A 24,013-nucleotide genomic window follows, 5' to 3' on the forward strand; every position below is an offset into this window, starting at 1 on the left:
CACCCGCCACAGAAAGGGAGACCGGTGCAGCGTTACGACCGGCTGAAGGAGATCCTCCGGCTCGACCCCGACCAGGACTTCCTCGCCATCTACCGGCTCACCGCCACCTACGAATTCCCCTGGGACTTCACCCGGGCCCTGGAACTGGCCCTCTTCCGCACCTACGCCGTCCCCAGCATCGGAGCTCTGCTCGCCGAGACCGCCGAGTTCACCGAGCGTCCCCAGAAACGCTACGACGACACCGCGCTGCTCCTCGACGCGGTCGTGGAGCACGGCTTCGACCACGACACGGCGCGCACCGCCATCCGCCGCGTCAACCAGATGCACCGCGGCTACGACATCTCCGACGACGACATGCGCTACGTCCTGTGCACGTTCGTGGTGATCCCGGCGCGCTGGATCGACGCCTACGGCTGGCGCCCGCTGACCCACCACGAGCGCCGCGCCTGCGCGAACTACTACGCGGAGCTCGGCCGGCACCTGGGCGTCAAGGACATCCCGGGCTCCTACGAGGAGTTCGAGACCACCCTCGACGCCTACGAGGAGGCCCACTTCGGCTGGGACGAGGGAGGCCGCGCGGTCGCCGACTCCACCCTGGGCCTGATGGCCTCCTGGTACCCGGCACCCCTCGTTCCCGCCGTACGCGGGGCGAGCCTCGCCCTGCTCGACGAGCCCCTGCTGAAGGCGTTCCGGTACGAGCGCCCGCACCCGGCCGTGAGCCGCCTGGTCCACGGCGCCCTGCGGCTGCGCGGCCGGGCGGTGCGGCTGCTGCCCCCGCGGGCGGCCCCGCACTACGCACGCCAGAACCCGGAGATCAAGGGCTACCCCCACGGCTACGACGTGGGCGAGCTCGGTACCTTCCCGGTGCCCGGGGCGCGTGGCTGCCCCGTGCCCCACCCGCGCCGCCCGGCCGGAGCGGACGCCCAGCCCCCGGCGTAGCCCTCACCGGGTCCGGCGGGGGCTGCGGCGTGCGGGCCGGCGTACAGCGGTCTTCTCAGGGGCGGCGGACCGCCAGGGCGAGGAAGCGGGCGTCCTCGTCGGCGTACGAGGTCATCTCCCAGCCGGAACCGGACAGCAGCGGGCCGAGGTTGTGCTCGGCGCGCAGGTCGTCCGGGGTCAGCTCGCGGCCGTGGCGCGCGGCGAGGGCGGCTCGCCCGATCGGGTGGAACAGGGCGAGCCGGCCGCCGGGGCGGACCACGCGGGCGAGCTCGCGCAGGTTCGCCGCCGGCTCGGGCAGGTGCGCGACCAGTCCGGCCGCGAACACCGCGTCCAGGGCCCCGTCGCGCAGCGGCAGCCGGGCCACGTCCGCGCGCAGCAGCGTCCCGTACGCCCCGCGTCCCGCCCGCCGGGCGGCGGCCAGCATCGGCTCGGTGAGGTCCACGCCGAGCACCGTTCCGGAGGGGCCGACGGCGGCGCGCAGCGGGGTCAGCGCCCGCCCGGTCCCGCAGCCGGCGTCGAGCACCCGGTCCCCGGGACCGACCCCGCACTCGGCGACGGCCGTCGCGAAGGAGGGTCCGTCCTCCGGGAACTTCTCGTCCCAGGCGTCCGCGCGCGCCCCGAAGAACTCCTGTACCCGCGCGTGGTTCTCGCTCATACCGTTCACCGTGCTCATGCACCCCATGATTCCGTACCGGGCAGACCGTGTGCAGGGCCAGATTCCGTCTCTTGACGGTGCGGCGCCGGCGCTGAACGCGCGGCGGCCGCTGCCGGGAACGGACCGGATCGGAGGGATGTGCGCGCTTCCGTCCCGGCTCGTACGGGCGCCAGCGCGGCACGGGCGCGGCGCGGGCGGGAGGACCGCCATTCCTCTTGAGTCATCTTCCGTGCCATGCGTCCCTCCTTCTTGCCGGAAAGCCCCTGGTGGGGAAGGCTGGCGGCACGACCACGCGGGGAGGGCGCGGCCACGTCGGCCGGGTCAACGGGGAGGGGCTGGACATGGCACTGGACAAGCAGCTCGACTGGTTGCTGGACGATCTGACACGCAGGGTCCCGCAGGTCCGCCACGCGGTGGTGCTGTCGAACGACGGGCTGGTGACGGCGGCGAGCGCGGGCCTGGCGCGGGAGGATTCCGAGCACCTCGCCGCCGTCGCGGCCGGGCTCCAGAGCCTGGCGAAGGGCTCCGGACGGCACTTCAGGGCCGGCGAGGTGCGCCAGACGATGGTCGAGTACGACGAGGGCTTCCTCTTCGTGGTGGCGGCCGGATCCGGCAGCAGCCTGTGCGCGCTGAGTGCCGCCGAGGCAGACATCGTGCAGGTGGCGTACGAGATGACGCTGCTGGTCAACCGGGTGGGGGAGCACCTGGGCGTCACGGAGCGGCGGATCACCGGCGGCTGAGTTATCCACAGGGCGGACGCGATGTCGTAGCGCTCGGTTACGGTCTTTACACAGAGTGATCGCCTCGGGGGGATCGCGAGATGTGGGGGAGGCCGTGATGAAGGTGGAACTGGGCAAGTACGCGTCCGTCGGCGGGACCGCCGGTGGTGCCGTACGGGTGGACGCGCGGCCGGAGCCGCTGCTCGACGGGCTCCGGGCGGCGGCGGAACTTGGCCTGGGGCGGGGGGAGTTCGCGCGGGCCGTGCAGCTGGGACTGGTGCGCCGGGGCCCGCGCGCGCCGGGCGGGGCCGCCCGCTACAGCCGGGCCGAGCTGGAGCGGGTCAAGGCGGAGCGGGGGTTCCCGGAGGCGCTGCGGGCGCGGGTCGAGACGGTGGCCGGGGCGGACCACGCGGCGCGGGTGCTGGGCACCGGCCCGACCCGGTTCACCCGGCTGGCCCGCTGTGGGCACCTCAGCCCCGTCGGCTACCGGGTCAACCGCTACCGGGCCCTCGTCTGGCTCTACCTGACGGCGGAGCTAAGGGAGTTCGCCGCCCGGGAGCCGGGCAGGCTGAGCGGGCCCGCCTCCCCGGAGGACCGGGAGCTGATGGCGGCCGGGGCGGACCTGCGCCCGCGACGGTGGCGGGAGCGGCATGTGGGACTCCTGCTGAGACGGACCGCTGACCCCTGGGAGCGGGCGGCCGTGCTGGCCTCCGTCCTCCCGGAGGCGGAGGTGCTGGCCGCCGTTCCCGACCCGGCGGAGCGAATCGTGCTCGCCGCGCTCGCGCCGCCCCCGCCGTACGGGCACCCGCAGGTGCCGGCGGCCGCGGCGGTGGCCGGGCCGCTGCTGGTGGCGCAGCCGCCGGAGGAGGCCGGCCTCTACCGCGCCGGCCTGGACCTCGCCCTGGCCGGGGCCCGGGGTCAGTCGAACGCGACGGGGGAGAGGGGGCCGACGTAGACCCAGGCGCCGCCCTCGCGGGCGAAGGCGCTGTGCTCGTGCAGCGATCCGCTGTGGCCGCCCTCGCGGTAGTGGGCGCGGAACTCCACCGACCCCTCGGTCTCGAAGATCCCGCCGCGCTCGGTGGCGAGGATCTCCAGCCGCTCCCAGCGCTGCCCCGGATCGAGGTCGAGCCGGCCCGGCCGGGTCGAGGGGTGCCAGGACCGCAGCAGGTAGGCGGTGTCTCCGACCGCGAAGGCACTGAAGCGGGAACGCATCAGCAGCTCGGCGGTGGGCGCCTGCCGGTCGCCGGAGTGGAAGCGGCCGCAGCATTCCGGGTAGGGGGCGGGCAGCCCGCAGGGGCAGGGCAGGGCCGGGGTGGTCATGGTGCGCTCAGTTCTCCGGGACAGGCCAGCGGGACAGGACGGGACGGACGGCACAGGAGGGGAGGGGTGATGCGGGCCGGCCGGCGGAGGCCGCCGAACGGTCCGGGCCACGGGTCACGGGCCTCGGCCTCCCGCGGTACCTACTGGGGGGACACGGCCGGCCTGGCCTTCTCGGCCGGGTACGGGCGGAAGAGGCCCTCCTGGACCACGGAGACCAGCAGCCTGCCCTCCAGGTCGTAGATACGGCCGCGGGCCAGGCCCCGTCCGCCGTGGGCGATGGGCGACTCCTGGTCGTACAGGAACCACTCGTCCGCCCGGAACGGCCGGTGGAACCACATGGCGTGGTCCAGGGAGGCCATGTCGAAACCGCGCATGCCCCAGAGCGGCTCCACGGGGATGCGCACGGCGTCGAGGAGGGTCATGTCACTGGCGTAGGTGAGGGCGCAGGTGTGGACGAGCGGGTCGTCGCCCAGCGGGCCGACCGCCCGCATCCACACCGCGCTGCGCGGATCGGCGTCCTTGAGCTCCTCGGGAGTCCAGCGGAGCCGGTCCACGTACCGGATGTCGAAGGGCTGGCGGCGGGCCATCCGCTCCAGGGCCTCGGGCAGCGCGCCCAGGTGCTCGCGGATCTCGTCCGCGACCTTCGGCAGCGCGTCCGGGTGAGGGAAGTCGAGGCGGGGAGGCAGCTGGTGCTCGATGCTGCCCTCCTCCGGGTGATGGAAGGAGGCGGTCAGATTGAAGATGGTCTTGCCCTGCTGGACGGCGGTGACCCGGCGCGTGGTGAAGGAGCGCCCGTCACGCACCCGTTCCACCTGGTACACGATGGGCACCCCGGGGATCCCCGGGCGCAGGAAGTACGCGTGGAGGGAGTGGACCGGCCGGTCGCTCTCGGTGGTCCGGCCGGCCGCGACCAGGGCCTGGCCGGCCACCTGCCCGCCGAAGACGCGCTGGAGGGACTCCTGGGGGCTGGCCCCCCGGAAGATGTTGACCTCGATCTGCTCCAGGTCGAGCAGGTCGACGAGTCTCTCGGCGGGGTTCGTCATCACGCGGTCTCCACTGTCGGGTCCGGCGGGCCGGGCGGGTCCGCCCGGCCGTGCGGTGTGCGGGTCAGGGGTCCCTCCGGTCGGGGTCCCTGGGAGCTCAGAGGGCGCCGAGCTCGCCGACCGAGGTGACCCGGATGACGGCCCGGCCCTCCTCGTCGGACGCGGCGAGGTCGACCTCGGCGCTGATGCCCCAGCCATGGTCCCCGTTCGGGTCGGCGAAGGTCTGGCGGACGCGCCACAGCCCGTGCGCCGGGTCCTCCTCGATCTGGAGCAGCTTGGGGCCGCGGGCGTCGGGGCCGGTGCCCAGGTCGTCGTACTCGTCCCAGTACGCGTCCATCGCCTCGCCCCAGGCGTCGGCGTCCCAGCCGGACTCGGCGTCCAGCTCGCCCAGCTGACCGACGTGGTCCAGGGCCGCGAGCTCGACCCGGCGGAACATCGCGTTGCGGACCAGGACGCGGAAGGCGCGGGCGTTGGCGGTGACCGGCTTGACCTGGTCGGCCTTCTCCTGGGCCTGCTCCGCCGTCTCCACCTCCGGGTTCGCCAGCTGCTCCCACTCGTCGAGCAGGCTGGAGTCGACCTGGCGGACCAGCTCGCCCAGCCAGGCGATCAGGTCCTCGAGGTCCTCGGACTTCAGGTCGTCGGGGATGGTGTGGTCGAGGGCCTTGTAGGCGCTGGCCAGGTAGCGCAGCACGATGCCCTCGGTACGGGCCAGCTCGTAGAAGGAGGTGAACTCCGTGAAGGTCATCGCCCGCTCGTACATGTCGCGGATGATCGACTTCGGGGAGACGGGGTGGTCGCGGACCCACGGGTGGCTCTTGCTGTACACGTCGTAGGCGTGCAGCAGCAGCTCTTCCAGGGGCTTGGGATAGGTGACGTCCTGGAGCCGCTCCATCCGCTCCTCGTACTCGATCCCGTCCGCCTTCATCGCGCCGACGGCGATGCCGCGCTCCTTGTTCTGCTGGGCCGCCAGGATCTGGCGCGGGTCGTCCAGCGTGGACTCGACGACGGAGACCATGTCCAGCGCGTAGGAGGGGGACTCCGGGTCCAGCAGCTCGAAGGAGGCCAGCGCGAAGGTGGACAGCGGCTGGTTCAGCGCGAAGTCCTGCTGGAGGTCGACGGTGAGCCGGATGGTGCGGCCCTCGGAGTCCGGGGTGTCCAGCTTCTCCACGACACCACCGTCCAGCAGCGACCGGTAGATCGCGATGGCGCGGCGGATGTGCCGCAGCTGGGCCTTGCGCGGCTCGTGGTTGTCCTCCAGGAGGCTGCGCATCGCCTGGAAGGCGTCGCCCGGGCGGGCGATCACCGACAGCAGCATGATGTTGGTGACCTTGAAGCGGGAGGTCAGCGGTTCCGGGTCGGCGGCGATCAGCTTCTCGAAGGTGGTGTCCGACCAGGCGACGAAGCCCTCGGGAGCCTTCTTGCGCACCACCTTGCGGCGCTTCTTCGGATCGTCGCCGGCCTTGGCGAGGGCCTTCTCGTTCTCGATGACGTGCTCGGGGGCCTGCGCGACCACGAACCCGGCCGTGTCGAAGCCCGCGCGGCCCGCGCGGCCGGCGATCTGGTGGAACTCGCGGGCGCGCAGCGTGCGGACGCGGCTGCCGTCGTACTTGGTCAGCGCGGTGAACAGCACCGTGCGGATCGGGACGTTGACGCCCACGCCGAGGGTGTCGGTGCCGCAGATGACCTTCAGCAGGCCGGCCTGGGCCAGCTTCTCGACCAGCCGCCGGTACTTGGGCAGCATCCCCGCGTGGTGCACACCGATGCCGTGACGGACGTAGCGGGAGAGGTTCTGGCCGAACTTCGTGGTGAAACGGAAGTTGCCGATCAGCTCCGCGATCTTGTCCTTCTCCTCGCGGGTGCACATGTTGATGCTCATCAGCGACTGCGCCCGCTCGACCGCCTGGGCCTGCGTGAAGTGCACGATGTAGACCGGCGCCTGCCGGGTCTCCAGCAGCTCGGTGATGGTGTCGGTGATCGGCGTGGTCACGTACTCGTAGGAGAGCGGCACGGGCCGGCTCGCGGAGCGGACCACCGAGGTCGGGCGGCCGGTGCGCCGGGTCAGGTCCTCCTCGAACCGCTTCACGTCGCCGAGCGTCGCCGACATCAGGACGAACTGCGCCTGCGGCAGCTCCAGCAGCGGGATTTGCCAGGCCCAGCCCCGGTCCGGCTCCGCGTAGAAGTGGAACTCGTCCATCACGACCTGCCCGATGTCGGCGTACTTGCCGTCGCGCAGGGCGATGGAGGCCAGCACCTCGGCGGTGCAGCAGATCACCGGGGCGTCCGCGTTCACGGAGGCGTCGCCGGTCAGCATGCCGACGTTCTCGGTACCGAAGAGCTTGCACAGGTCGAAGAACTTCTCCGACACCAGCGCCTTGATCGGGGCGGTGTAGAAGGTGACCTTGTCCTGCGCCAGGGCGGTGAAGTGTGCGCCCGCCGCGACGAGGCTCTTGCCGGAGCCGGTCGGTGTCGACAGGATGACGTTCGCCCCGGAGACGACCTCGATCAGCGCCTCCTCCTGAGCCGGGTACAGGGTGATGCCCTGGTCCTCCGCCCACGAGGAGAAAGCCTCGAAGAGGGCGTCGGGGTCGGCGTTCGGCGGGAGCTGATCAATGAGGGTCACGCCCCCATCTTGCCTGGCTTCCCGCCGGAAGAGGGAACCGGCGGACGGAAAGAAGATCATCCGCGGGTACCCTGGGCCGCTGAGGCGGCCCGACCGAAGACATCGACGGGGCCCCACCACCACAGGACCGGGGCGGGAAACGAGCATGATGGGTCCGGCGCACTCACTGTCCGGGGCGGCGGCCTGGCTGGGGGTGGGGGCGGCGACCGCGGCCGCGGGTCACCCGATGCCCTGGCCCGTCCTGGTCGTCGGCGCGCTGATCTGCGCCGGAGCGGCACTCGCCCCCGACCTCGACCACAAGTCGGCGACGATCTCCCGAGCCTTCGGTCCCCTGTCGCGGGGCCTGTGCGAGGTGGTCGACAAGGTCTCGTACGCCGTCTACAAGGCCACCCGCGCGCCGCGCGACGCCCGCCGCAGCGGCGGCCACCGCACCCTGACGCACACCTGGCTGTGGGCGGTCCTCATAGGCGCGGGCTCCTCCGCGATCGCGGTGAGCTTCGACCGCTGGGGCGTCCTGGTGCTCCTCTTCGTCCACCTGGTGCTGGCCGTCGAGGGCCTGCTGTGGCGGGCGGCGCGGATGTCCAGCGACATCCTGGTCTGGCTGCTCGGCGCCACGAGTGCCTGGATCCTGGCCGGGGTCCTCGACGAGCCGGGCAACGGCGCCGGCTGGCTGTTCACCGGCCCCGGGCAGGAGTACCTCTGGCTCGGCCTGCCGATCCTGCTCGGGGCCCTCGTCCACGACATCGGCGACGCACTGACCGTCTCGGGCTGCCCCTTCCTGTGGCCACTGCCGATCAAGGGCAAGCGCTGGTACCCCGTCGGCCCGCCGAAGGCGATGCGTTTCCGCGCAGGCAGCTGGGTGGAGCTGAAGGTGCTCATGCCGGTGTTCATGCTCCTGGGCGGCATGGGCGGCGCCTCGGCACTCGGCTTCATCTGACGGGGCTTCCCCTCACGGGGCTTCACCCAGGAAGACCGGCGGCGCCACCGGGCGGATCAGCCGTGCCAGGACCGCCACAGCGCCGCGTACGCCCCGTCGGCCGCCACCAGCTCGTCGTGCGAGCCGAGTTCGCCGATCCGGCCGTCCTCGACCACCGCGATCACGTCCGCGTCGTGCGCGGTGTGCAGCCGGTGGGCGATCGCGATGACGGTCCGGCCGTCCAGCACCCGCGCCAGCGACCGCTCCAGATGCCGGGCCGCCCGGGGATCCAGCAGCGAGGTCGCCTCGTCCAGCACCAGCGTGTGCGGGTCCGCCAGCACCAGACGGGCCAGCGCGATCTGCTGCGCCTGCGCCGGGGTCAGCGCGCTGCCGCCCGAGCCCACCTCCGTGTCCAGTCCCGACTCCAGGGCCCGCGCCCAGCCGTCGGCGTCCACCGCGCCCAGCGCCGCCCACAGCTCCGCGTCCCGCGCCCCCGTACGGGCCAGCCGCAGGTTGTCCCGCAGCGAGCCCACGAACACGTGGTGCTCCTGGTTCACCAGCGCCACGTGCTCACGCACCCGCTCCGCCGGCATCCGCGACAGCCGCGCCCCGCCCAGCGTGACCTCCCCGGTCCGCGGCGCGTAGATGCCCGCCAGCAGCCGGCCCAGCGTGGACTTACCCGCCCCGGACGGGCCGACCAGGGCCATCCGGGTGCCCGGCGGCACGGACATCGACACCTCGTGCAGGACGTCCACGCCCTCCCGGTAGCCGAACCCGACCTCCTGCGCCCGGACGTCCCGCCCCTGAGGCACCACCGCGCCGTCCCCCGCATCCGGCTCGATCTCCCGGACGCCCACCAGCCGCGCCAACGACACCTGGGCCACCTGGAGCTCGTCGTACCAGCGCAGGACCAGCCCGATCGGATCGACCATCATCTGCGCCAGCAGCGCGCCCGTGGTCAGCTGGCCGACCGACATCCAGCCGCGCAGCACGCAGTACCCGCCAACCAGCAGCACCGCGCCGAGGACCGTGACATAGGTGGCGGTGACCACAGGGAAGAGCACCGTCCGCAGGAACAGGGTGTACCGCTCCCAGGCCGTCCACTCCCGGATCCGCCGCTCCGACAGCGCGATCCGCCGCGCGCCCAGACGGTGCGCCTCGACCGTGCGCCCCGCGTCCACCGTCTCCGTCAGGACCGCCGCGACCGCCGCGTACCCGGCCGCTTCCGAGCGGTACGCCGAGGGCGCCCGGCGGAAGTACCAGCGGCAGCCGAGGACCAGCACCGGCAAGGCCACCAGCGCGGCCAGCGCCAGCTGCGGCGCGGTGACCGCGAGCGCCCCGTACAGCAGGGCCGCCCAGACCACGCCGATGGCCAGCTGCGGCACCGCCTCGCGCATCGCGTTCGCCAGCCGGTCGACATCGGTGGTGATCCGCGACAGCAGGTCACCGGTACCGGCGCGCTCCAGGACACCCGGTGGCAGGCCCACCGACCGCACCAGGAAGTCCTCGCGCAGGTCGGCCAGCATCTCCTCGCCGAGCATCGCCCCGCGCAGCCGGACCAGCCGCACGAAACAGGTCTGGACGGCCAGTGCCAGCGCGAACAGCAGCGCCACCCGCCCCAGATGGAGCTCCCGCTCCCCGACCGAGAGCCCGTCCACCACCAGGCCCAGCAGGTACGGGCCGGCCATGGAGGCCACCACCGCGACCGCGTTGAAGGCGACCAGAGCCGTGAAGGGCCGGCGGTGCCGCCGCAGCAGGCCGCGCACGTAGACCCGTACGGTCGCCGGCGTGCCCACGGGCAGGGTGGCGGCCGTCTCGGGGGCCGCCGGGTCGTAGTCCGGCCGCGCCACGCCGATCATGCGGATTCCTCGATCCCTGTGAGTTCCCCGGCGGGCTCCCCGGCCCGCCCCCGTTCGGCGTCCGTCTCCCGGGTGACGACCGCCCGGTAGCGCGGGTCGTCGCGCAGCAGCTCCCGGTGCGTGCCCGCCGCCACGGCCCGGCCCTCGTGGACCAGTACGACCCGGTCCGCACGGTCCAGCAACAGCGGCGAGGAGGCCAGCACCACCGTGGTGCGCCCAGAGCGCAGGGCGGCGACCCCGTCGGCGATCCGCGCCTCGGTGTGCGCGTCCACCGCCGAGGTCGGCTCGTCCAGGACCAGCACCTCCGGGTCGGCGACCAGCGACCGGGCCAGGGCGAGCCGCTGGCGCTGCCCGCCGGACAGGGACCGGCCGCGTTCGGTGATCCGGGCGTCCATGGCGTCGTCCACCCCGTCCGGGGCCGCCTGGAGCAGCGCGTCCAGGACGTCCCCGCACTGCGCCGCGGACAGGGCCCGCGGGGCCGGGACGGCTCCTGACGCCGGTACGTCGAACAGCTCGCGCAGGGTCCCCGACAGCAGGACGGGATCCTTGTCCTGGACGAGGACCCGTGCGCGCGCCGCCTCCAGCGCGAGGTCGTCCAGCGCGACCCCGCCCAGCAGTACCGAGGGCGCGGCACCGCCCGGGTCGTCCCCCGACGGCACGGCGTGCCCGCCCAGCCGCTCCGCGAGCCGGCCCGCCAGGTCGGGGTCCCCGCACACGACGGCCGTGAACCGTCCGGCCGGGACCAGCAGCCCCGTCGCGGGGTCGTAGAGGTCGCCGCCCGGAGCCGGAGCCTCCACCGGCTCCCCTGCGGCGCGCCCGGCCCCCTCGTCCGTCCGCGTCAGCGACAGCACTCTGGCCGCCCGCTGCGCGGAGGGCCGCGAGAAGGAGTACGACATGGCGATCTCCTCGAAGTGCCGCAACGGGTACAGCATCGTGGCCACCGCGCTGAACGCGGCGACGAGTTCGCCGACCGCCAGCCGCTCGTCCACCACCAGCACGGAGCCGTACCAGACCACCGCCACCATCAGCGCTCCCGGCAGCAGCACCTGGACCGCGGCGATCAGCGCCCACATCCGGGCACTGCGCACGGCGGCCTCGCGGACCTCCTGCGAGGCCGCCCGGTAGCGGTCGAGGAAGAGCTCCTCGCCGCCGATCCCGCGCAGCACCCGCAGGCCCGCCACGGTGTCGGAGGCCAGCTCGGTGGCCCTGCCCGCCTTCTCGCGCTGGACGTCGGCGCGCCGGGTGGCCCTCGGCAGCAGCGGCAGCACGGACAGCGCGAGCACCGGGACCCCCGCCGCGACGACCACACCGATGGCGGGCGCGTAGAACAGCAGCCCGACGCAGAGAGCGACGACGGCGAAGGCGGCGGCCAGGAAGCGGGAGACCGCCTCGACGAACCAGCCGATCTTCTCCACGTCTCCCGTGGACACCGCCACCACCTCCCCGGCCGCGACCTGGCGGGTCAGGGCGGAACCCAGCTCCGCGGTCTTCCGGGCGAGCAGCTGCTGCACCCGCGCGGCGGCGGTGATCCAGTTGGTGACGGCGGTGCGGTGGAGCATGACGTCACCGACCGCGATGGCGGCCCCGACGAGCAGCAGCAACCCGCCGACCAGCAGCAGCCGTCCGCCGTCGCGGTCGACGGCCGCCCCGACACCCAGGCCCACCGTGTACGGCAGCCCGGCGATGCCGCAGAAGTGCACCATGCCCCAGGCCAGGCTCCGCACCTGGCCGCCGAGCTGGCCCCGCCCCAGCCACCACAGGAACCGCGGGCCGGAACGGGCGTCGGGTACCCCGGGATCCGGATAGGGAAGATCGCTGATCTGCATGACACCCCATGACGGCTCGGTGAGTGCAAACCACGCAAGGTTCGCCTTCCGGTCGCCTTCGGGGCAATCGATTTTCAGGCGGGGGAGCGTCTCAGCAGCGGCGCTCCACCGGGACGTCCGTGAGCGCGTTGAGCAGGCCGCCGAGCAGTTCGCGCTGGTCGGCGGTCAGCGGAGCCAGGATCTCCTCGGCGGCGTCGGTCCGCGCGTTGCGCAGACGGCGCAGCGTGGCGCGGCCGGTTTCGGTGAGCTCGATCCGTATCACCCGCCGGTTGGCGGGGTCGGGCACGCGCCGCACGCAGTCGGCCGCCTCCAGGCCGTCGACGAGGGTGGTCACCGCACGCGGTACGACCTCCAGGCGCGCGGCCAGGTCGGCCATGCGGGGCGGCTGGCCCTCGGCGTAGTGCGCCACGAGGCGCAGCAGCCGGCCCTGGGCGGGGGTGATCCCGAGCGGCTCCATGTGGCGCTTCTGGATGCGGTGGAGCCGGCGTGTGAGACGCAGCAGCTGCTCGGCGAGGACGCCGTCGGTCGAATCACGGGTGTCGGTGTCGGAACCGGTGCTCATACTGGGAACAGTAGCAGGACGCCATTCATTGTGAGTATAGGTAACAATGAGCTAGGCTCATCGGAGTCCCCGGCGGAAGGAGGCCCATGCACAGCGACGAGCCGAAGTGGACCCCATCGAACGAAGCGCTCGACCCCAGCCGTCCGGCCCCCGCCGACCGGCCGCGCGAGCTGCGCCGGATCCTCGGCCTGTTCCGGCCCTACCGCGGCCGGCTCGCCGTCGTCGGCGCCCTGGTCGGCGCCTCCTCCCTGGTCGGCGTCGCCTCGCCGTTCCTGCTCAAGGAGATCCTGGACGTCGCGATCCCCCAGGGCCGGACCGGGCTGCTCAGCCTGCTGGCCCTCGGCATGATCCTCACCGCCGTCGTGACCAGCGTGTTCGGCGTGCTCCAGACGCTCATCTCCACCACAGTCGGCCAGCGCGTCATGCATGACCTGCGCACCGCCGTCTACGCCCAGCTCCAGCGGATGCCGCTGGCCTTCTTCACCCGCACCCGCACCGGCGAGGTGCAGTCCCGCATAGCCAACGACATCGGCGGCATGCAGGCCACCGTCACCTCGACGGCGACCTCGCTCGTGTCGAACCTGACCGCCGTCATCGCCTCCGTCGTCGCGATGCTGGCGCTCGACTGGCGGCTCACCCTGGTCTCCCTGCTCCTGCTGCCCCTCTTCGTGTGGATCAGCCGCCGCGTCGGCCGCGAGCGCAAGAAGATCACCACCAAGCGGCAGAAGCAGATGGCCGCGATGGCCGCCACCGTCACCGAATCCCTGTCGGTCAGCGGCATCCTGCTCGGCCGCACCATGGGCCGCTCGGAATCCCTCACCGCCGCCTTCGCCGAGGAGTCGGAGAAGCTCGTCAGCCTCGAAGTGCGCTCCAGCATGGCCGGGCGCTGGCGGATGTCCACGATCGGGATCGTGATGGCGGCCATGCCCGCGCTGATCTACTGGGCCGCGGGCATCGCCCTCCAGACCGGTGCGCCGTCCCTCTCGGTCGGTACCCTCGTCGCCTTCGTCACCCTCCAGCAGGGGCTGTTCCGGCCGGCCGTGAGCCTGCTGTCGACCGGTGTGCAGATCCAGACCTCGCTCGCCCTCTTCGCCCGGATCTTCGAGTACCTCGACCTGCCGGTGGACATCACCGAGCGCGAGGACCCCGTCAGGCTGGGCCGCGCCAAGGGCGAGGTCCGCCTGGAGGACGTGCACTTCGCGTACGAGGCCCAGTCCGGCCCGACGCTGACCGGCATCGACATCACCGTCCCAGCGGGCGGCTCCCTGGCCGTGGTCGGCCCGACCGGCTCCGGGAAGAGCACCCTCAGCTACCTGGTGCCGCGCCTCTACGACGTGACGGGCGGCCGGGTCGCCCTCGACGGCGTGGACGTACGGGACCTGGACTTCGACTCGCTGGCCCGCTCCATAGGCGTGGTCTCCCAGGAGACCTACCTCTTCCACGCCTCGGTCGCCGACAACCTGCGGTTCGCCAAGCCGGACGCCACCGACGAGGAGATCGCCGAGGCGGCCCGCGCGGCTCAGATCCACGACCACATCGAGTCCCTGCCGGACGGGTACGACACCCTGGTCGGCGAGCGCGGCTACCGCTTCTCCGGAGGCGAGAAGCAGCGCCTGGCCATCGCGCGCACCATCCTGCGGGACCCGCCGGTGCTCATCCTGGACGAGGCCACCAGCGCACTCGACACCCGCACCGAGCACGCCGTGCAGCGGGCCATCGACAACCTCTCCCGGGGTCGCACCACGATCACGATCGCGCACCGCCTCTCCACCATCCGGGACGCCGACCAGATCGTGGTCCTGGATGCCGGCCGCATCGCCGAGCGAGGGACCCACGAGGAGCTGCTGCTGGCCGGAGGCCGCTATGCCGCCCTGGTCCGCCGGGACCGGGACGCTGCCCAGGCACCCCAGCCGGATGAGGCGCCGAAGCCGGATCAGGCGCCGGTGCGCGGACGCGGCCGGGGTGCTGACCCGGCCCCCGCTCCGGTGAACGTGTGATCGTATGACCAGTAGGGGTGTGGTGCCGGAAACCGGCCGTTGTGAGCGCTAGCGTGCCGATATGCCCCATGCGCACCGGCCGCCGCAGCGCCGCTCCCGGCTCACCCGCCGGGGCCGCCTGCTGCTCCTGCTCACCGCCCTGCTCGGGATCGGACTCGGGACGGCGCTCCTCGTCCCCCTGCTGTCCCCGGCGGAAGCGCCCGAGAGGCCCCGCCGGCTGCTGATCCCCGAGGGATGGCGCGCCGCGCAGGTCTACGCCGCCATCGACAAGGAGCTCCACCTCCCCGCCGGCACCGCCTCGTCGGCCGTCGCCACAGCGGACCTGCCCCTGCCCGCCGAGGCCAAGGGCAACCCAGAGGGCTACCTGTTCCCGGCGACGTACCCGGTGACCTCGAAGACCACCCCGGCCGGCCTGCTCGCCACCATGGTGCGGACGGCGAACCAGAAGCTCGCCACCAAGGCGGTCGCCGCCGGAGGCCGGGCGCACGCCATGACCCCGTACCAGACCGCCACCCTCGCCAGCATCATCGAGGCGGAGGCCGACAACCCGGCCGACATGGGCAAGGTGGCCCGCGTGGTCCACAACCGGCTGGCGAGGTCGATGCCGCTCCAGATGGACTCCACCCTCAACTACGCCCTGAACCGCACCACCGTGGACACCAAGCTGCGGGAGACCCGCATCGACCACCCCTTCAACACCTACGAGCACCAAGGGCTGCCGCCGACGCCCATCAACAGCCCCGGACTCCAGGCCATGGCGGCGGCCGTCGCGCCGGCCCCCGGTGACTGGCTCTTCTTCGTCACCGTGAAGCCCGGCGACACCCGTTTCTCGGCCACGTACGAGGAACACAGGAAACATGTCGAGGAGTTCAACCGGCTCCGCGCGGCGGCCACCGCTGGGCCCGCCGCGCCACCGCCCGGCAGGCCGGCCCACGCCCAGGCCGCCGGCCCGCCGCCCCGTCCCGCCGGCCCGGGGGCGTCACACCGGGACTGACACCGCCGACGGGCGTCGGGCCAGCAGCCGGCGGATCTCCCGGACGGCGGCGCCGCCCGCCCGGTTGGCGCCGATGGTCGAGGCCGAAGGCCCGTAGCCGACCAGGTGGACGCGCTCGTCGCGCACCGCCCGGGTCCCCTCGATCCGGATCCCGCCACCCGGTTCGCGCAGCCGCAGCGGTGCCAGGTGGTCCACGGCGGGCCGGAAGCCGGTGGCCCACAGGATCACGTCGGCCTCCACCCGCCGCCCGTCCGCCCAGACGGCCCCGGACGGGGTGATCCGCTCGAAGACGGGCAGCCGGTCCAGCACCCCGGACTCCAGCCCCGCCCGTACGGCCTCGTTCAGCGCGAGCCCCGTCACGCTGACCACGCTCCGCGGCGGCAGCCCCCGGCGCACCCGCTCCTCGACCAGCGCCACCGCCGCCCGTCCCTCGGCCTCCCCGAAACCACCCTCGCGGAACACGGGCGGCCTGCGGGTGACCCACGTGGTCTCCGCCGCCACCTGCGAGACCTCCAGCAGGTGCTGCACCGCCGAAGTGCCCCCGCCCACCACGATGACCCGGGCCCCGGCGAACTCCTGCGGCCCCGGATAGTCCGCGGTGTGCAGCTGGCGCCCCCGGAACAGCTCCTGGCCGGGGTAACGGGGCCAGAACGGCCGGTCCCAGGTCCCCGTGGCGTTGACCAGCGCCCGCGCCGACCAGCTGCCCGAGGCCGACTCCACCAGCAGTCGTCCCCCGCCGCCCTCGCGCACGGCCGTCACGTCCACCGGGCGGCGCACGTCCAGTGCGAACCGCTCCTCGTAGGCGGCGAAGTACGCCCCGATCACCTCGGACGACGGCCGCAGCGGATCGGCGCCGGTCAGCTCCATCCCGGGCAGCGCGTGCATCCCGTGGACCTTGCCGTAGGTGAGCGAGGGCCAGCGGAACTGCCAGGCCCCGCCGGGCCCGGGGGAGTGGTCGAGCACCACGTGCCCGATGCCCGACCGGGCCAGGTGGTAGGCGCTGGACAGCCCGGCCTGCCCGGCTCCCACGACCACGACGTCCACCTCCGCGTCCGCGTCCGCGCCCACGCCCGAGTCCACCGCGTCCCGCACCATGTCGTTCACGGTTCTACTAACTCGCGGGCTCCGCGGGATCTTCCCCCTGGGTGGCCCTCAGCCCGCGACCGGGCACAGGGCGCGCAGTTCGGCCAGCCGCAGCCGGGTCTCCTCGTCCAGGGGCACGAAGGTCGTCAGGCGCGGGCCGGCGGCCGGGCCCAGCCACAGGTTGGTGTGCTCCAGCCGGAGCAGGCCCACATGGGCGTTGCGGATGTACTTGGTGTTGCGGCCGAGCCCGACCACCTCGTGACGCGCCCAGATCTCCCGGAACTCCGGCGAGGCCGCCTCCAGGCGGGCCAGCAGCGTCTTCCACGCCGGTTCGGCCAGGTGTCCGGCCATCGAGGCGCGGAACTTGGCCGCCATCAGCCGGTTCACCTCCGGCATGTCGGCGAGGGAGGCCCGCCAGTCGGCGTTGGTGAACGCCAGCCACATGCAGTTGCGGTCCTCCCGGGGCAGCAGGTCGAGATCGCACAGGAGCCGCCCGTACGTGGCGTTGTACGCGAGGATGTCGTACCGGCTGTTCTGCACGCACGCCGGGATCGGATCCAGCTGGTCCAGCATGGCCCGCAGCGCCGGCGTCACGCTCGGGCACCGCGTGTCCGGCGCGGGGTCGGCGGTGTCCGCCAGGGCGAACAGGTGGGCGCGCTCGCTGGAGTCCAGCAGCAGTGCGCGCGCCACGGCGTCCAGCACCTGCGGGGACACCTGGATCTCGCGGGCCTGCTCCAGCCAGGTGTACCAGGTGACGCCGACGGCGGAGAGCTGGGCGACCTCCTCGCGGCGCAGCCCGGGCGTCCGCCTGCGACGGCCGCGGACCAGCCCGACCTGCTCCGGGGTGATCCGCTCGCGGCGGCTGCGCAGGAAGTCGGCCAGCTCGTGCCGGCGGAGGTCGCTGGGAGGGGCCACAGTGGTCATGGGGCCAGCGTGCCCTATCGCGGAGCGTGTTTCCAGGTACTGCCGGTACCAGGATAAGAAGACTCTGGTACCAGGCTGACCGGTGGAGGACCGTTTCTTCCGTGACTTCTTCCGTGACCGAAACGACCGTACGCACACCGACTCGTCCGTCCACTTCAGCCCCCATCGGGAGCCCCGTCGCCGAGGCCGCCGGCATCTCGCCCCTCGGCCTGTTCACCGTGCTGCTGGGCGCGGCCCTCCCGCTGATCGACTTCTTCATCGTCAATGTGGCGCTGCCCGCCATCGACGCCGACCTCGCCGCCGGTCCGGCCATGCTGGAACTGGTCGTCGGCGGCTACGGCGTCGCCTACTCGGTGCTCCTGGTGCTGGGCGGCCGCCTCGGGGACATGGCCGGCCGGCGCCGGCTGTTCCTCATCGGCATGGCCGCCTTCGGCGTCACGTCCCTGGCCTGCGGCCTGGCTCCCACCGCCTGGACGCTGGTCGCCGCACGGGTGGCCCAGGGGGCCGCGGCGGCGCTGATGCTGCCGCAGGTCCTGGCCACCATCCAGGCCACCACCCAGGGGCCGCGCCGGGCCCGCGCGATGAGCCTGTACGGGGCCACCGCCGGACTGTCGATGGTCGCCGGGCAGATCCTCGGCGGGGTCCTGGTCGCCGCCGACGTGGCCGGCTCCGGCTGGCGCTCGGTGTTCCTGGTCAACGTGCCCGTGGTGCTCGTCGGGCTGGTGCTCGCCGTCCGGGCCGTCCCGGAGACCCGCTCCGACCGCCCGGCGTCCGTGGACGTACCCGGAACGCTGCTGCTGGCCGTAACCCTCGTGTCCCTGCTGCTGCCGCTGACGGAGGGCCGGGCGGCCGGGTGGCCGCTGTGGACCTGGATCTCGCTGGCCGTCTCCCCGCTCGCCGCCGTCGCCTTCTACCTGACCGAGCGCCGCGCCGACCGGCTCGGGCGGACCCCGCTGGTGCCGCCGAGCCTGCTGCGGCTGGTGTCGCTGCGGCGCGGCCTGGTGATGCTGCTGCCGTTCTCGATCGGCTTCAGCGGGTTCATGTTCGCCTTCGCGGTCGCCCTCCAGCAGGGCCTGCGCATGGGCCCGGTGGCGGCGGGGCTGGCGCTGGTGCCGCTGGCGGTGGCCTTCTTCGCCGCCTCGCTCGCCGGGCCGCGGCTGGTGGGGCGCTACGGCAGCCGGGTCGTCACCGCCGGCGGGATCATCCAGGCCGCCGGCATCGGCCTGCTGGCCGCGACCGTGTGGTACGGCTGGTCCGGCCTGGGCCTCGCGGCCCTCGCCCCCGGGGTGGCCCTGGCGGGTCTCGGGCAGGGGCTCCAGCTGCCGGTGCTGATGCGGCTGATGCTCTCGGACGTCCCGGCGGACCGGGCCGGAGTCGGCAGCGGGGTCATGGTCACCACGCAGCAGTCCTCGCTCGCGCTGGGCGTGGCGACCGTCGGCAGCCTCTTCCTCGCCCTGACCGCCGCCCTCGGTATGCGGCAGGCCCTCACGGTCACCCTGCTGGGGCAGCTCGGCCTGATCGCCCTGACGGTCCTCCTCAGCCTCCGCCTCCCGCGCACCATGCGCTGACCCAGGCCCCAGGCCCCGGGATCCCCGGCTCCCCGGATCCCTGGCCTCCAGGACTCCCGGCCCCCCGCAGCCCCCGCCGGCCCCAGGCCGCCGCCCTGCGACCGGGCCGGCGCCGGGCCCCGAGGGCATCCAGCCCCTCCCGCCCCCGCCCTGCCCTCAGGGGGTGCGTGCCGCCCGGCCCACCGATTCGACCAGCGGCAGCAGCCGGTGCGCGACCCGCTCCCGCAGGGCGACCTCGGTCCGGGTGCGGACCACCCCCGGGAGCCGGATCAGCCGCTGGATCACGTCCTCCAGATGGGCGTTGTCCCGGGCGGCGACCCGGGTCAGCAGGTCCCCGCCCCCGGTGATCGAGAACGCCTCGATGATCTCCGGTACGGCGGCCAGCGCCTCGCCCACGTCGTCCAGGTGCCCCTGGGTCACCTCGATGTGGACGAAGGCCAGCACCGGGTGCCCGAGCGCGGCCAGGGAGAGCACGGGACCGCTGCCGGTGATCACCCCGGTGCGCTCCAGCCGGTCCAGTCGCGCCTGGAGTGTCCCGCGCGCCACGCCGAGGATCCGGGCGTACTCGCGGACACTGGTACGCGGCTGCTCGATCAGCAGTCGCAGGATCCGGGTGTCGAGCTCGTCCACGGCCATGGCAGGACTGTACCAATGGTCGCGAATGGGCAGTTCAGTCCGGATCGCCCCTGATTCCGATGCGGGAGGGCCCACTCCATGACGACCGCCGTGGTCCTCTACACCAGCGACCTGCGCCTGCACGACCACCCGCCGCTGCGCGCCGCCCTCGCCTCCTGCGACCGGGTGGTCCCCCTCTTCGTCCGCGACCGGGCCGTCGAGCGCGCCGGCTTCGCCGTGCCCAACCGGCTGGCCTTCCTCGCCGACTGCCTGGCCGCCCTGGACACCGGACTGCGGGCCCGTGGCGGCCGTCTCGTGCTGCGGTCCGGGGACGTGGTGGAGGAGGTCTGCGCCCTCGTCCGCGAGGCCGGCGCGGCCGAGGTGCACCTCGCCGCCGGGGTCAGCGGCTACGCCCAGACCCGCGAACGGCGCCTGCGCGAGGCCCTCCGGGCCCAGGGCTGCGCCCTCCACGTCCACGACGCGGTCATCACGGCGGTGGCTCCCGCAGCCGTGCTCCCCAGTGGCAGGGGCTCCGACCACTTCGCCGTCTTCACCCCGTACCTGCGCCGCTGGAGCGCCCTGCCGCCGCGCCCGGTGGCCGCCGCACCGCGCAGCGTCCCCGTGCCCGAGGACATCGGATCCGAGGAGCCGCCCCGCCGGTCCGCCGTCACCGGCACCTCCCCGGGCCTGGCGCCCGGCGGCGAGGACGAGGCACGCCGGCTGCTGGCCCGCTGGCTGCGCTCGGGCCTCGCCCGGTACGAGGACACCCACGACGACCTCGCCGCCGACGCCACCTCCCGCCTCTCACCGCACCTGCACTTCGGCACCCTCTCGCCCGTCGAGGCCGCCCAGCGCGCCCTCGCCGCCGGCGGCCCCGGCGCCGAGGCGTTCGTCCGGCAGCTGTGCTGGCGCGACTTCCACCACCAGGTCCTCGCCGCCCGCCCCGCGACCGCCACCCGCGACTACCGGGCCCGCCACGACCGCTGGCGCACCGGCCCCGCCGCCGAGGAGGAGGTCCAGGCATGGAAGGAGGGCCGCACCGGCTACCCGGTGGTCGACGCGGCCATGCGCCAGCTGCGCCACGAGGGCTGGATGCACAACCGCGGCCGGCTACTGGCCGCCAGCTTCCTCGCCAAGACCCTCTACGCCGACTGGCGCACCGGAGCCCGGCACTTCCTCGACCTCCTCGTGGACGGGGACGTGGCCAACAACCAGCTCAACTGGCAGTGGGTGGCCGGCACCGGCACCGACACCCGGCCCAACCGGGTCCTCAACCCCGTCCGCCAGGGCCTGCGCTACGACCCCGAGGGCCGTTACGTCCACCGCTGGGTTCCCGAACTGGCCGCCCTGCCCGCGCCCCGCGTCCACGAGCCCTGGCGGCTGCCCGCCGCCGAGCGGACCCGCTACGACTACCCCGACCCGGTGGTGGACCTCTCCGAGGCCCAGGCCCGCTTCCACCGGGCGCGGCAGGGCGACGCACCCCCGCTCCACGGCCCCGGCACGCCGGGCACGAGCGGCGCCCCGTAGGGTCCGGACATGAGTGATCTTCTGCTGGTGAGGCACGGAGAGACGGCGTGGAGCGCCAACGGGCGGCACACCGGGCTCACCGACGTCCCGCTGACCGCCCGCGGGGCCGACCAAGCCCTCTCGCTGGCCCCCTACTTCCGTGACCGGCATCCCGCCCTGGTGCTGACCAGCCCCCTGAGCCGTGCCGTGGCCACGGCGGAACTCGCCGGACTGGCCGGCGGGGTCCCCGACCCCGACCTCCACGAGTGGGACTACGGCGGCTACGAGGGCATCACCACCGCCGAGATCCAGCGCACCCGTCCCGACTGGTCGCTGTGGACCGACGGCGTCCCTCCGGGCGACGCCGCGCACCCGGGGGAGAACGCCGCCCAGGTCGGAGCCCGCGCCGACCGGGTCCTGGCGCGGGCCGGCGAGGTGCTGCGCTCCGGCGGGGGTGACGTCGTCCTCGTCGCCCACGGCCACTTCCTGCGCGTCCTGACCGCCCGCTACCTCGGCCTGCCCCCCGAGGAGGGCCGGCTCTTCCTCCTGCGCACCGGCACCGTCAGCGAGCTCTCCACCGAACACGGCCTCCCCGTGGTGGCCGGCTGGAACACCCGCCCCTGAAAGGCAGGCGCGGGCCGCCACCCGGACGACCCGCGCCGCCTCGCGCCCCACCCGCCCGCGCGTGACCATGCGTACATGGACCAGGGCGACCGCGGCCGACCGGAGGAGCCCCTCCCCGACGCCGCCTCCGGCGAGGACACCCTCCAGGCCGGCGCGATCGGCTTCCTCGACGCGCTCGTCATCGGCCTGAACTCCACCTCGCCGGCCTACTCCCTGGCCGCCGTCATCGGCCCCATCGTTGCCATCGCCGGGATCTACGCCCCGGGCGTGATGCTGGCCTCCTTCGTCCCGATGCTGCTCATCGCCGCCGCCTTCTACTACCTCAACAAGGTCGACCAGGACTGCGGCACCACCTTCTCCTGGGTGACCCGCGCGATGGGCCCCTGGGCGGGCTGGCTCGGCGGCTGGGCCATCACCATGACCGGCGTCCTCGTCATCGGCTCCCTCGCCGACGTCGCCGTCCACTTCGGTCTGCTGGCCCTCGGCCTGGACGACTGGGCCGCCAACACCGTGGTCCGCCAGACCCTCGCCGTCGTGGTGATCCTCGCGATGACCGCGGTCTGCGTCATCGGCACCGAACTGTCGGCCCACTTCCAGGACGTCCTCATCCTGGCCCAGGTCCTCTTCCTGCTGGTCTTCGCGGTCGTCGCGCTCTACCGGGTCTATGCCGGCACCAGCACCCTCGACGCCCTCCACCCGTCCGTCACCTGGCTCAACCCCTTCGGTGCCGGCGGCAGCGCCCTCACCGGCGGCCTGCTGCTCGGGGTGTTCATCTACTGGGGCTGGGAGTCCGCGGTCAACCTCACCGAGGAGGTCGAGGACTCCGCCACCGCCCCCGGCAAGGCCGGCATCTGGTCCACCCTGGTCCTGCTCGTCACCTACCTGTCCGTCGGCTTCGCCATCGTCGCCTACGCCGGGACGGCCTTCCTCGCCCAGCACGCCGGCGAGGAGGAGGCGATCTTCGCCGTCCTCGCGCACGAGGTGATGGGCGGCTGGGACTGGATGGTGCTCCTCGCCGTCTGCACCTCCGCCCTCGCCTCCACCCAGACGACGATCATCCCGGCCTCCCGCACCGCCCTGTCCATGGCCCGCCGGCACGCCCTGCCCCCGCACCTGGCGCACATCCACCACCGCTTCCACACTCCGGACGTCAGCACCTGGTGGGTGGCCGTCATCGCCATCGTCTGGTACCTCGCCGTCAACCAGATCAGTGAGAACGCCCTGCTCGACTCCCTGACCGCGCTCTCGCTGCTCATCGCCTTCTACTACGCGCTCACCGGCCTGGCCTGCGCCGTCTACTACCGCCGCCACCTGCTGGAGAACGCGCACAACCTCCTCCTCATCGGCGTCGGCCCGCTGGTCGGCGCCGGACTGCTGGCCTGGCTGCTCGTGGAGTCCATCGGGGACATGTCCGACCCGGGGAACTCGGCCAGCGGGGTGTCCTGGTTCGGACTCGGCCCGCCCCTGGTCATCGGCATCGGCATCGCGGCCGTCGGCATCCTGCTCATGTGCTACTGGCGGATCCGCGACGGCCGGTTCTGGCAGGAGCGCCCCGGCGTGGTCGACCCGGCCCTCGTCCGCGGCGCGAAGCAGTCCGCGAAGCGGTCCGCGCGGCACGAGAAGAAGAACTGAAGGAGGGAAGTTCCGGATGTCCGTGGTCCTCGGCTACGACGAATCCCCCGGCGCCGAGCGCGCCCTGCGCGTCGCCCTGGAGGTGGCCACCGCCTTCGGGGAGCCCCTCGTCCTCGTCTACGGCGCCGCCGCCCCCGGCGCCACGGGGGAGGAGTACCGCGCCCACCGCGAAGCCGTCCTCCAGGCGGGCCGCAGCGCGCTGGCCCGGGCCGTCGAGGCCGCCGACGAGGCCGGGGTCCCCTCCACCGTCGAGGTCATGGACGACAGACCGGCCCAGGCCCTGCTCGCCGCCGCCGCACACCACCACGCCCGGGTCATCATCGTCGGCACCTGGGGCGACAGCCCCATCCGCGGCGCCCTCCTCGGCTCCACCCCGCACAAGCTGCTGCACCTCTCCCCGGTCCCGGTGCTGTGCGTACCGACCGAGGAGACGGCCTAGCCACCCCCTGCGCGGAGCCGGTCCGTTGGTCCGCCCGTGGCCGGAAATGTACGCGGAAAGCGGGGCCAATGGCCCAGTGGGAAGAGGCCGCCTTGAGCCAATGCCCCTCTGGATGCTTATCTGTGTCGTATCCATGTACTTTCGGCGCCGCGCAGCGCCGGCCGGCAACGAC

Annotated in this window: 21 protein-coding genes; 11 read left to right on the plus strand and 10 right to left on the minus strand. The window is 73.5% G+C overall.

The window, feature by feature from the left end; genetic code table 11:
* Positions 1 to 24 precede the first annotated feature (24 nt).
* Positions 25 to 939, plus strand: a complete 915-nt coding sequence (locus ABZ716_RS04710) for an oxygenase MpaB family protein (RefSeq protein ID WP_358956492.1) — start codon at positions 25 to 27, stop codon at positions 937 to 939.
* Between the two features lie 55 nt (positions 940 to 994).
* Here the strand turns inward: ABZ716_RS04710 and ABZ716_RS04715 are convergent, their stop codons facing one another.
* Positions 995 to 1,594, minus strand: coding sequence for a methyltransferase domain-containing protein (locus ABZ716_RS04715; RefSeq protein WP_358811740.1), 600 nt, complete (start codon positions 1,592 to 1,594; stop codon positions 995 to 997).
* 341 nt (positions 1,595 to 1,935) lie between these two features.
* On the opposite strand from ABZ716_RS04715, the gene ABZ716_RS04720 reads away from it, so the two are divergent.
* Both ABZ716_RS04720 and ABZ716_RS04725 read left to right on the plus strand, forming a co-directional pair.
* Positions 1,936 to 2,334 carry a roadblock/LC7 domain-containing protein gene (locus ABZ716_RS04720; RefSeq protein ID WP_351883725.1) on the plus strand — a complete coding sequence of 133 codons (399 nt, stop codon included), beginning with the start codon at positions 1,936 to 1,938 and terminating at the stop codon, positions 2,332 to 2,334.
* A gap of 97 nt (positions 2,335 to 2,431) precedes the next feature.
* The gene (locus tag ABZ716_RS04725; protein ID WP_358956494.1) at positions 2,432 to 3,268 is read left to right on the plus strand and encodes a DUF6397 family protein; all 837 of its coding nucleotides are present in this window, start codon (positions 2,432 to 2,434) and stop codon (positions 3,266 to 3,268) included.
* On the opposite strand, the gene ABZ716_RS04730 is transcribed toward ABZ716_RS04725, so the two are convergent.
* From ABZ716_RS04730 to ABZ716_RS04740, 3 genes are all read right to left on the minus strand, one after another.
* A complete protein-coding gene (locus tag ABZ716_RS04730; RefSeq protein ID WP_358956498.1) occupies positions 3,232 to 3,633 on the minus strand; it encodes a YchJ family protein in 402 nt (133 codons plus the stop codon). The two genes, ABZ716_RS04725 and ABZ716_RS04730, sit on opposite strands and share 37 nt — an antisense overlap.
* A 140-nt stretch (positions 3,634 to 3,773) precedes the next feature.
* Positions 3,774 to 4,676 (minus strand): acyl-CoA thioesterase II, encoded by a 903-nt coding sequence (locus ABZ716_RS04735; RefSeq protein WP_351883731.1) that lies wholly within the window; start codon positions 4,674 to 4,676, stop codon positions 3,774 to 3,776.
* A gap of 97 nt (positions 4,677 to 4,773) precedes the next feature.
* Positions 4,774 to 7,356 (minus strand): DUF3516 domain-containing protein, encoded by a 2,583-nt coding sequence (locus ABZ716_RS04740; RefSeq protein ID WP_358811688.1) that lies wholly within the window; start codon positions 7,354 to 7,356, stop codon positions 4,774 to 4,776.
* 85 nt (positions 7,357 to 7,441) lie between these two features.
* On the opposite strand from ABZ716_RS04740, the gene ABZ716_RS04745 reads away from it, so the two are divergent.
* Positions 7,442 to 8,233 (plus strand): metal-dependent hydrolase, encoded by a 792-nt coding sequence (locus ABZ716_RS04745; protein WP_358956501.1) that lies wholly within the window; start codon positions 7,442 to 7,444, stop codon positions 8,231 to 8,233.
* Between the two features lie 56 nt (positions 8,234 to 8,289).
* Here ABZ716_RS04745 and ABZ716_RS04750 read toward each other — a convergent pair whose 3' ends face one another.
* From ABZ716_RS04750 to ABZ716_RS04760, 3 genes are all read right to left on the minus strand, one after another.
* Positions 8,290 to 10,071, minus strand: a complete 1,782-nt coding sequence (locus tag ABZ716_RS04750; protein ID WP_358956503.1) for an ABC transporter ATP-binding protein — start codon at positions 10,069 to 10,071, stop codon at positions 8,290 to 8,292.
* Positions 10,068 to 11,897, minus strand: a complete 1,830-nt coding sequence (locus tag ABZ716_RS04755) for an ABC transporter ATP-binding protein (protein ID WP_358956506.1) — start codon at positions 11,895 to 11,897, stop codon at positions 10,068 to 10,070. The genes ABZ716_RS04750 and ABZ716_RS04755 overlap by 4 nt, the downstream gene beginning before the upstream one ends.
* A 91-nt stretch (positions 11,898 to 11,988) precedes the next feature.
* Positions 11,989 to 12,459 carry a MarR family transcriptional regulator gene (locus ABZ716_RS04760; RefSeq protein ID WP_358811686.1) on the minus strand — a complete coding sequence of 157 codons (471 nt, stop codon included), beginning with the start codon at positions 12,457 to 12,459 and terminating at the stop codon, positions 11,989 to 11,991.
* Positions 12,460 to 12,545: 86 nt separating this feature from the next.
* Between ABZ716_RS04760 and ABZ716_RS04765 the strand changes: the two genes are divergently transcribed.
* On the plus strand, positions 12,546 to 14,456 hold the full coding sequence (locus ABZ716_RS04765) for an ABC transporter ATP-binding protein (protein ID WP_358956508.1): 1,911 nt from the start codon (positions 12,546 to 12,548) through the stop codon (positions 14,454 to 14,456).
* Between the two features lie 61 nt (positions 14,457 to 14,517).
* Positions 14,518 to 15,450, plus strand: coding sequence for an endolytic transglycosylase MltG (mltG, locus tag ABZ716_RS04770; protein WP_358956511.1), 933 nt, complete (start codon positions 14,518 to 14,520; stop codon positions 15,448 to 15,450).
* On the opposite strand, the gene ABZ716_RS04775 is transcribed toward mltG, so the two are convergent.
* Both ABZ716_RS04775 and ABZ716_RS04780 read right to left on the minus strand, forming a co-directional pair.
* Positions 15,436 to 16,545 (minus strand): NAD(P)-binding domain-containing protein, encoded by a 1,110-nt coding sequence (locus ABZ716_RS04775; protein ID WP_358957068.1) that lies wholly within the window; start codon positions 16,543 to 16,545, stop codon positions 15,436 to 15,438. The two genes, mltG and ABZ716_RS04775, sit on opposite strands and share 15 nt — an antisense overlap.
* A 57-nt stretch (positions 16,546 to 16,602) precedes the next feature.
* A complete protein-coding gene (locus ABZ716_RS04780) occupies positions 16,603 to 17,457 on the minus strand; it encodes a helix-turn-helix transcriptional regulator (RefSeq protein WP_358956513.1) in 855 nt (284 codons plus the stop codon).
* Positions 17,458 to 17,621: 164 nt separating this feature from the next.
* Between ABZ716_RS04780 and ABZ716_RS04785 the strand changes: the two genes are divergently transcribed.
* Entirely contained in the window at positions 17,622 to 19,025 is a 1,404-nt protein-coding gene (locus ABZ716_RS04785; protein ID WP_358957070.1) for an MFS transporter, read from the plus strand.
* Between the two features lie 156 nt (positions 19,026 to 19,181).
* Here ABZ716_RS04785 and ABZ716_RS04790 read toward each other — a convergent pair whose 3' ends face one another.
* Positions 19,182 to 19,661: an Lrp/AsnC family transcriptional regulator gene (locus tag ABZ716_RS04790; protein ID WP_351883751.1), complete on the minus strand. Its 480-nt coding sequence runs from the start codon at positions 19,659 to 19,661 to the stop codon at positions 19,182 to 19,184.
* A 78-nt stretch (positions 19,662 to 19,739) separates the two neighbouring features.
* Here ABZ716_RS04790 and ABZ716_RS04795 point away from each other — a divergent pair, with 78 nt between their 5' ends.
* The 4 genes from ABZ716_RS04795 to ABZ716_RS04810 all read left to right on the plus strand — a co-directional run bounded on the left by ABZ716_RS04795 (position 19,740) and on the right by ABZ716_RS04810 (position 23,841).
* The gene (locus tag ABZ716_RS04795; protein WP_358956516.1) at positions 19,740 to 21,167 is read left to right on the plus strand and encodes a deoxyribodipyrimidine photo-lyase; all 1,428 of its coding nucleotides are present in this window, start codon (positions 19,740 to 19,742) and stop codon (positions 21,165 to 21,167) included.
* A gap of 9 nt (positions 21,168 to 21,176) precedes the next feature.
* Positions 21,177 to 21,770: a histidine phosphatase family protein gene (locus ABZ716_RS04800; protein ID WP_358811681.1), complete on the plus strand. Its 594-nt coding sequence runs from the start codon at positions 21,177 to 21,179 to the stop codon at positions 21,768 to 21,770.
* A 75-nt stretch (positions 21,771 to 21,845) separates the two neighbouring features.
* Entirely contained in the window at positions 21,846 to 23,402 is a 1,557-nt protein-coding gene (locus tag ABZ716_RS04805; protein WP_358956518.1) for an APC family permease, read from the plus strand.
* A gap of 16 nt (positions 23,403 to 23,418) precedes the next feature.
* Positions 23,419 to 23,841, plus strand: a complete 423-nt coding sequence (locus ABZ716_RS04810) for a universal stress protein (protein WP_351883759.1) — start codon at positions 23,419 to 23,421, stop codon at positions 23,839 to 23,841.
* Positions 23,842 to 24,013 lie beyond the last annotated feature (172 nt).

Origin of the sequence: Streptomyces sp. NPDC006687, assembly GCF_040636215.1 — a bacterium.
Lineage (GTDB): Bacteria > Actinomycetota > Actinomycetes > Streptomycetales > Streptomycetaceae > Streptomyces.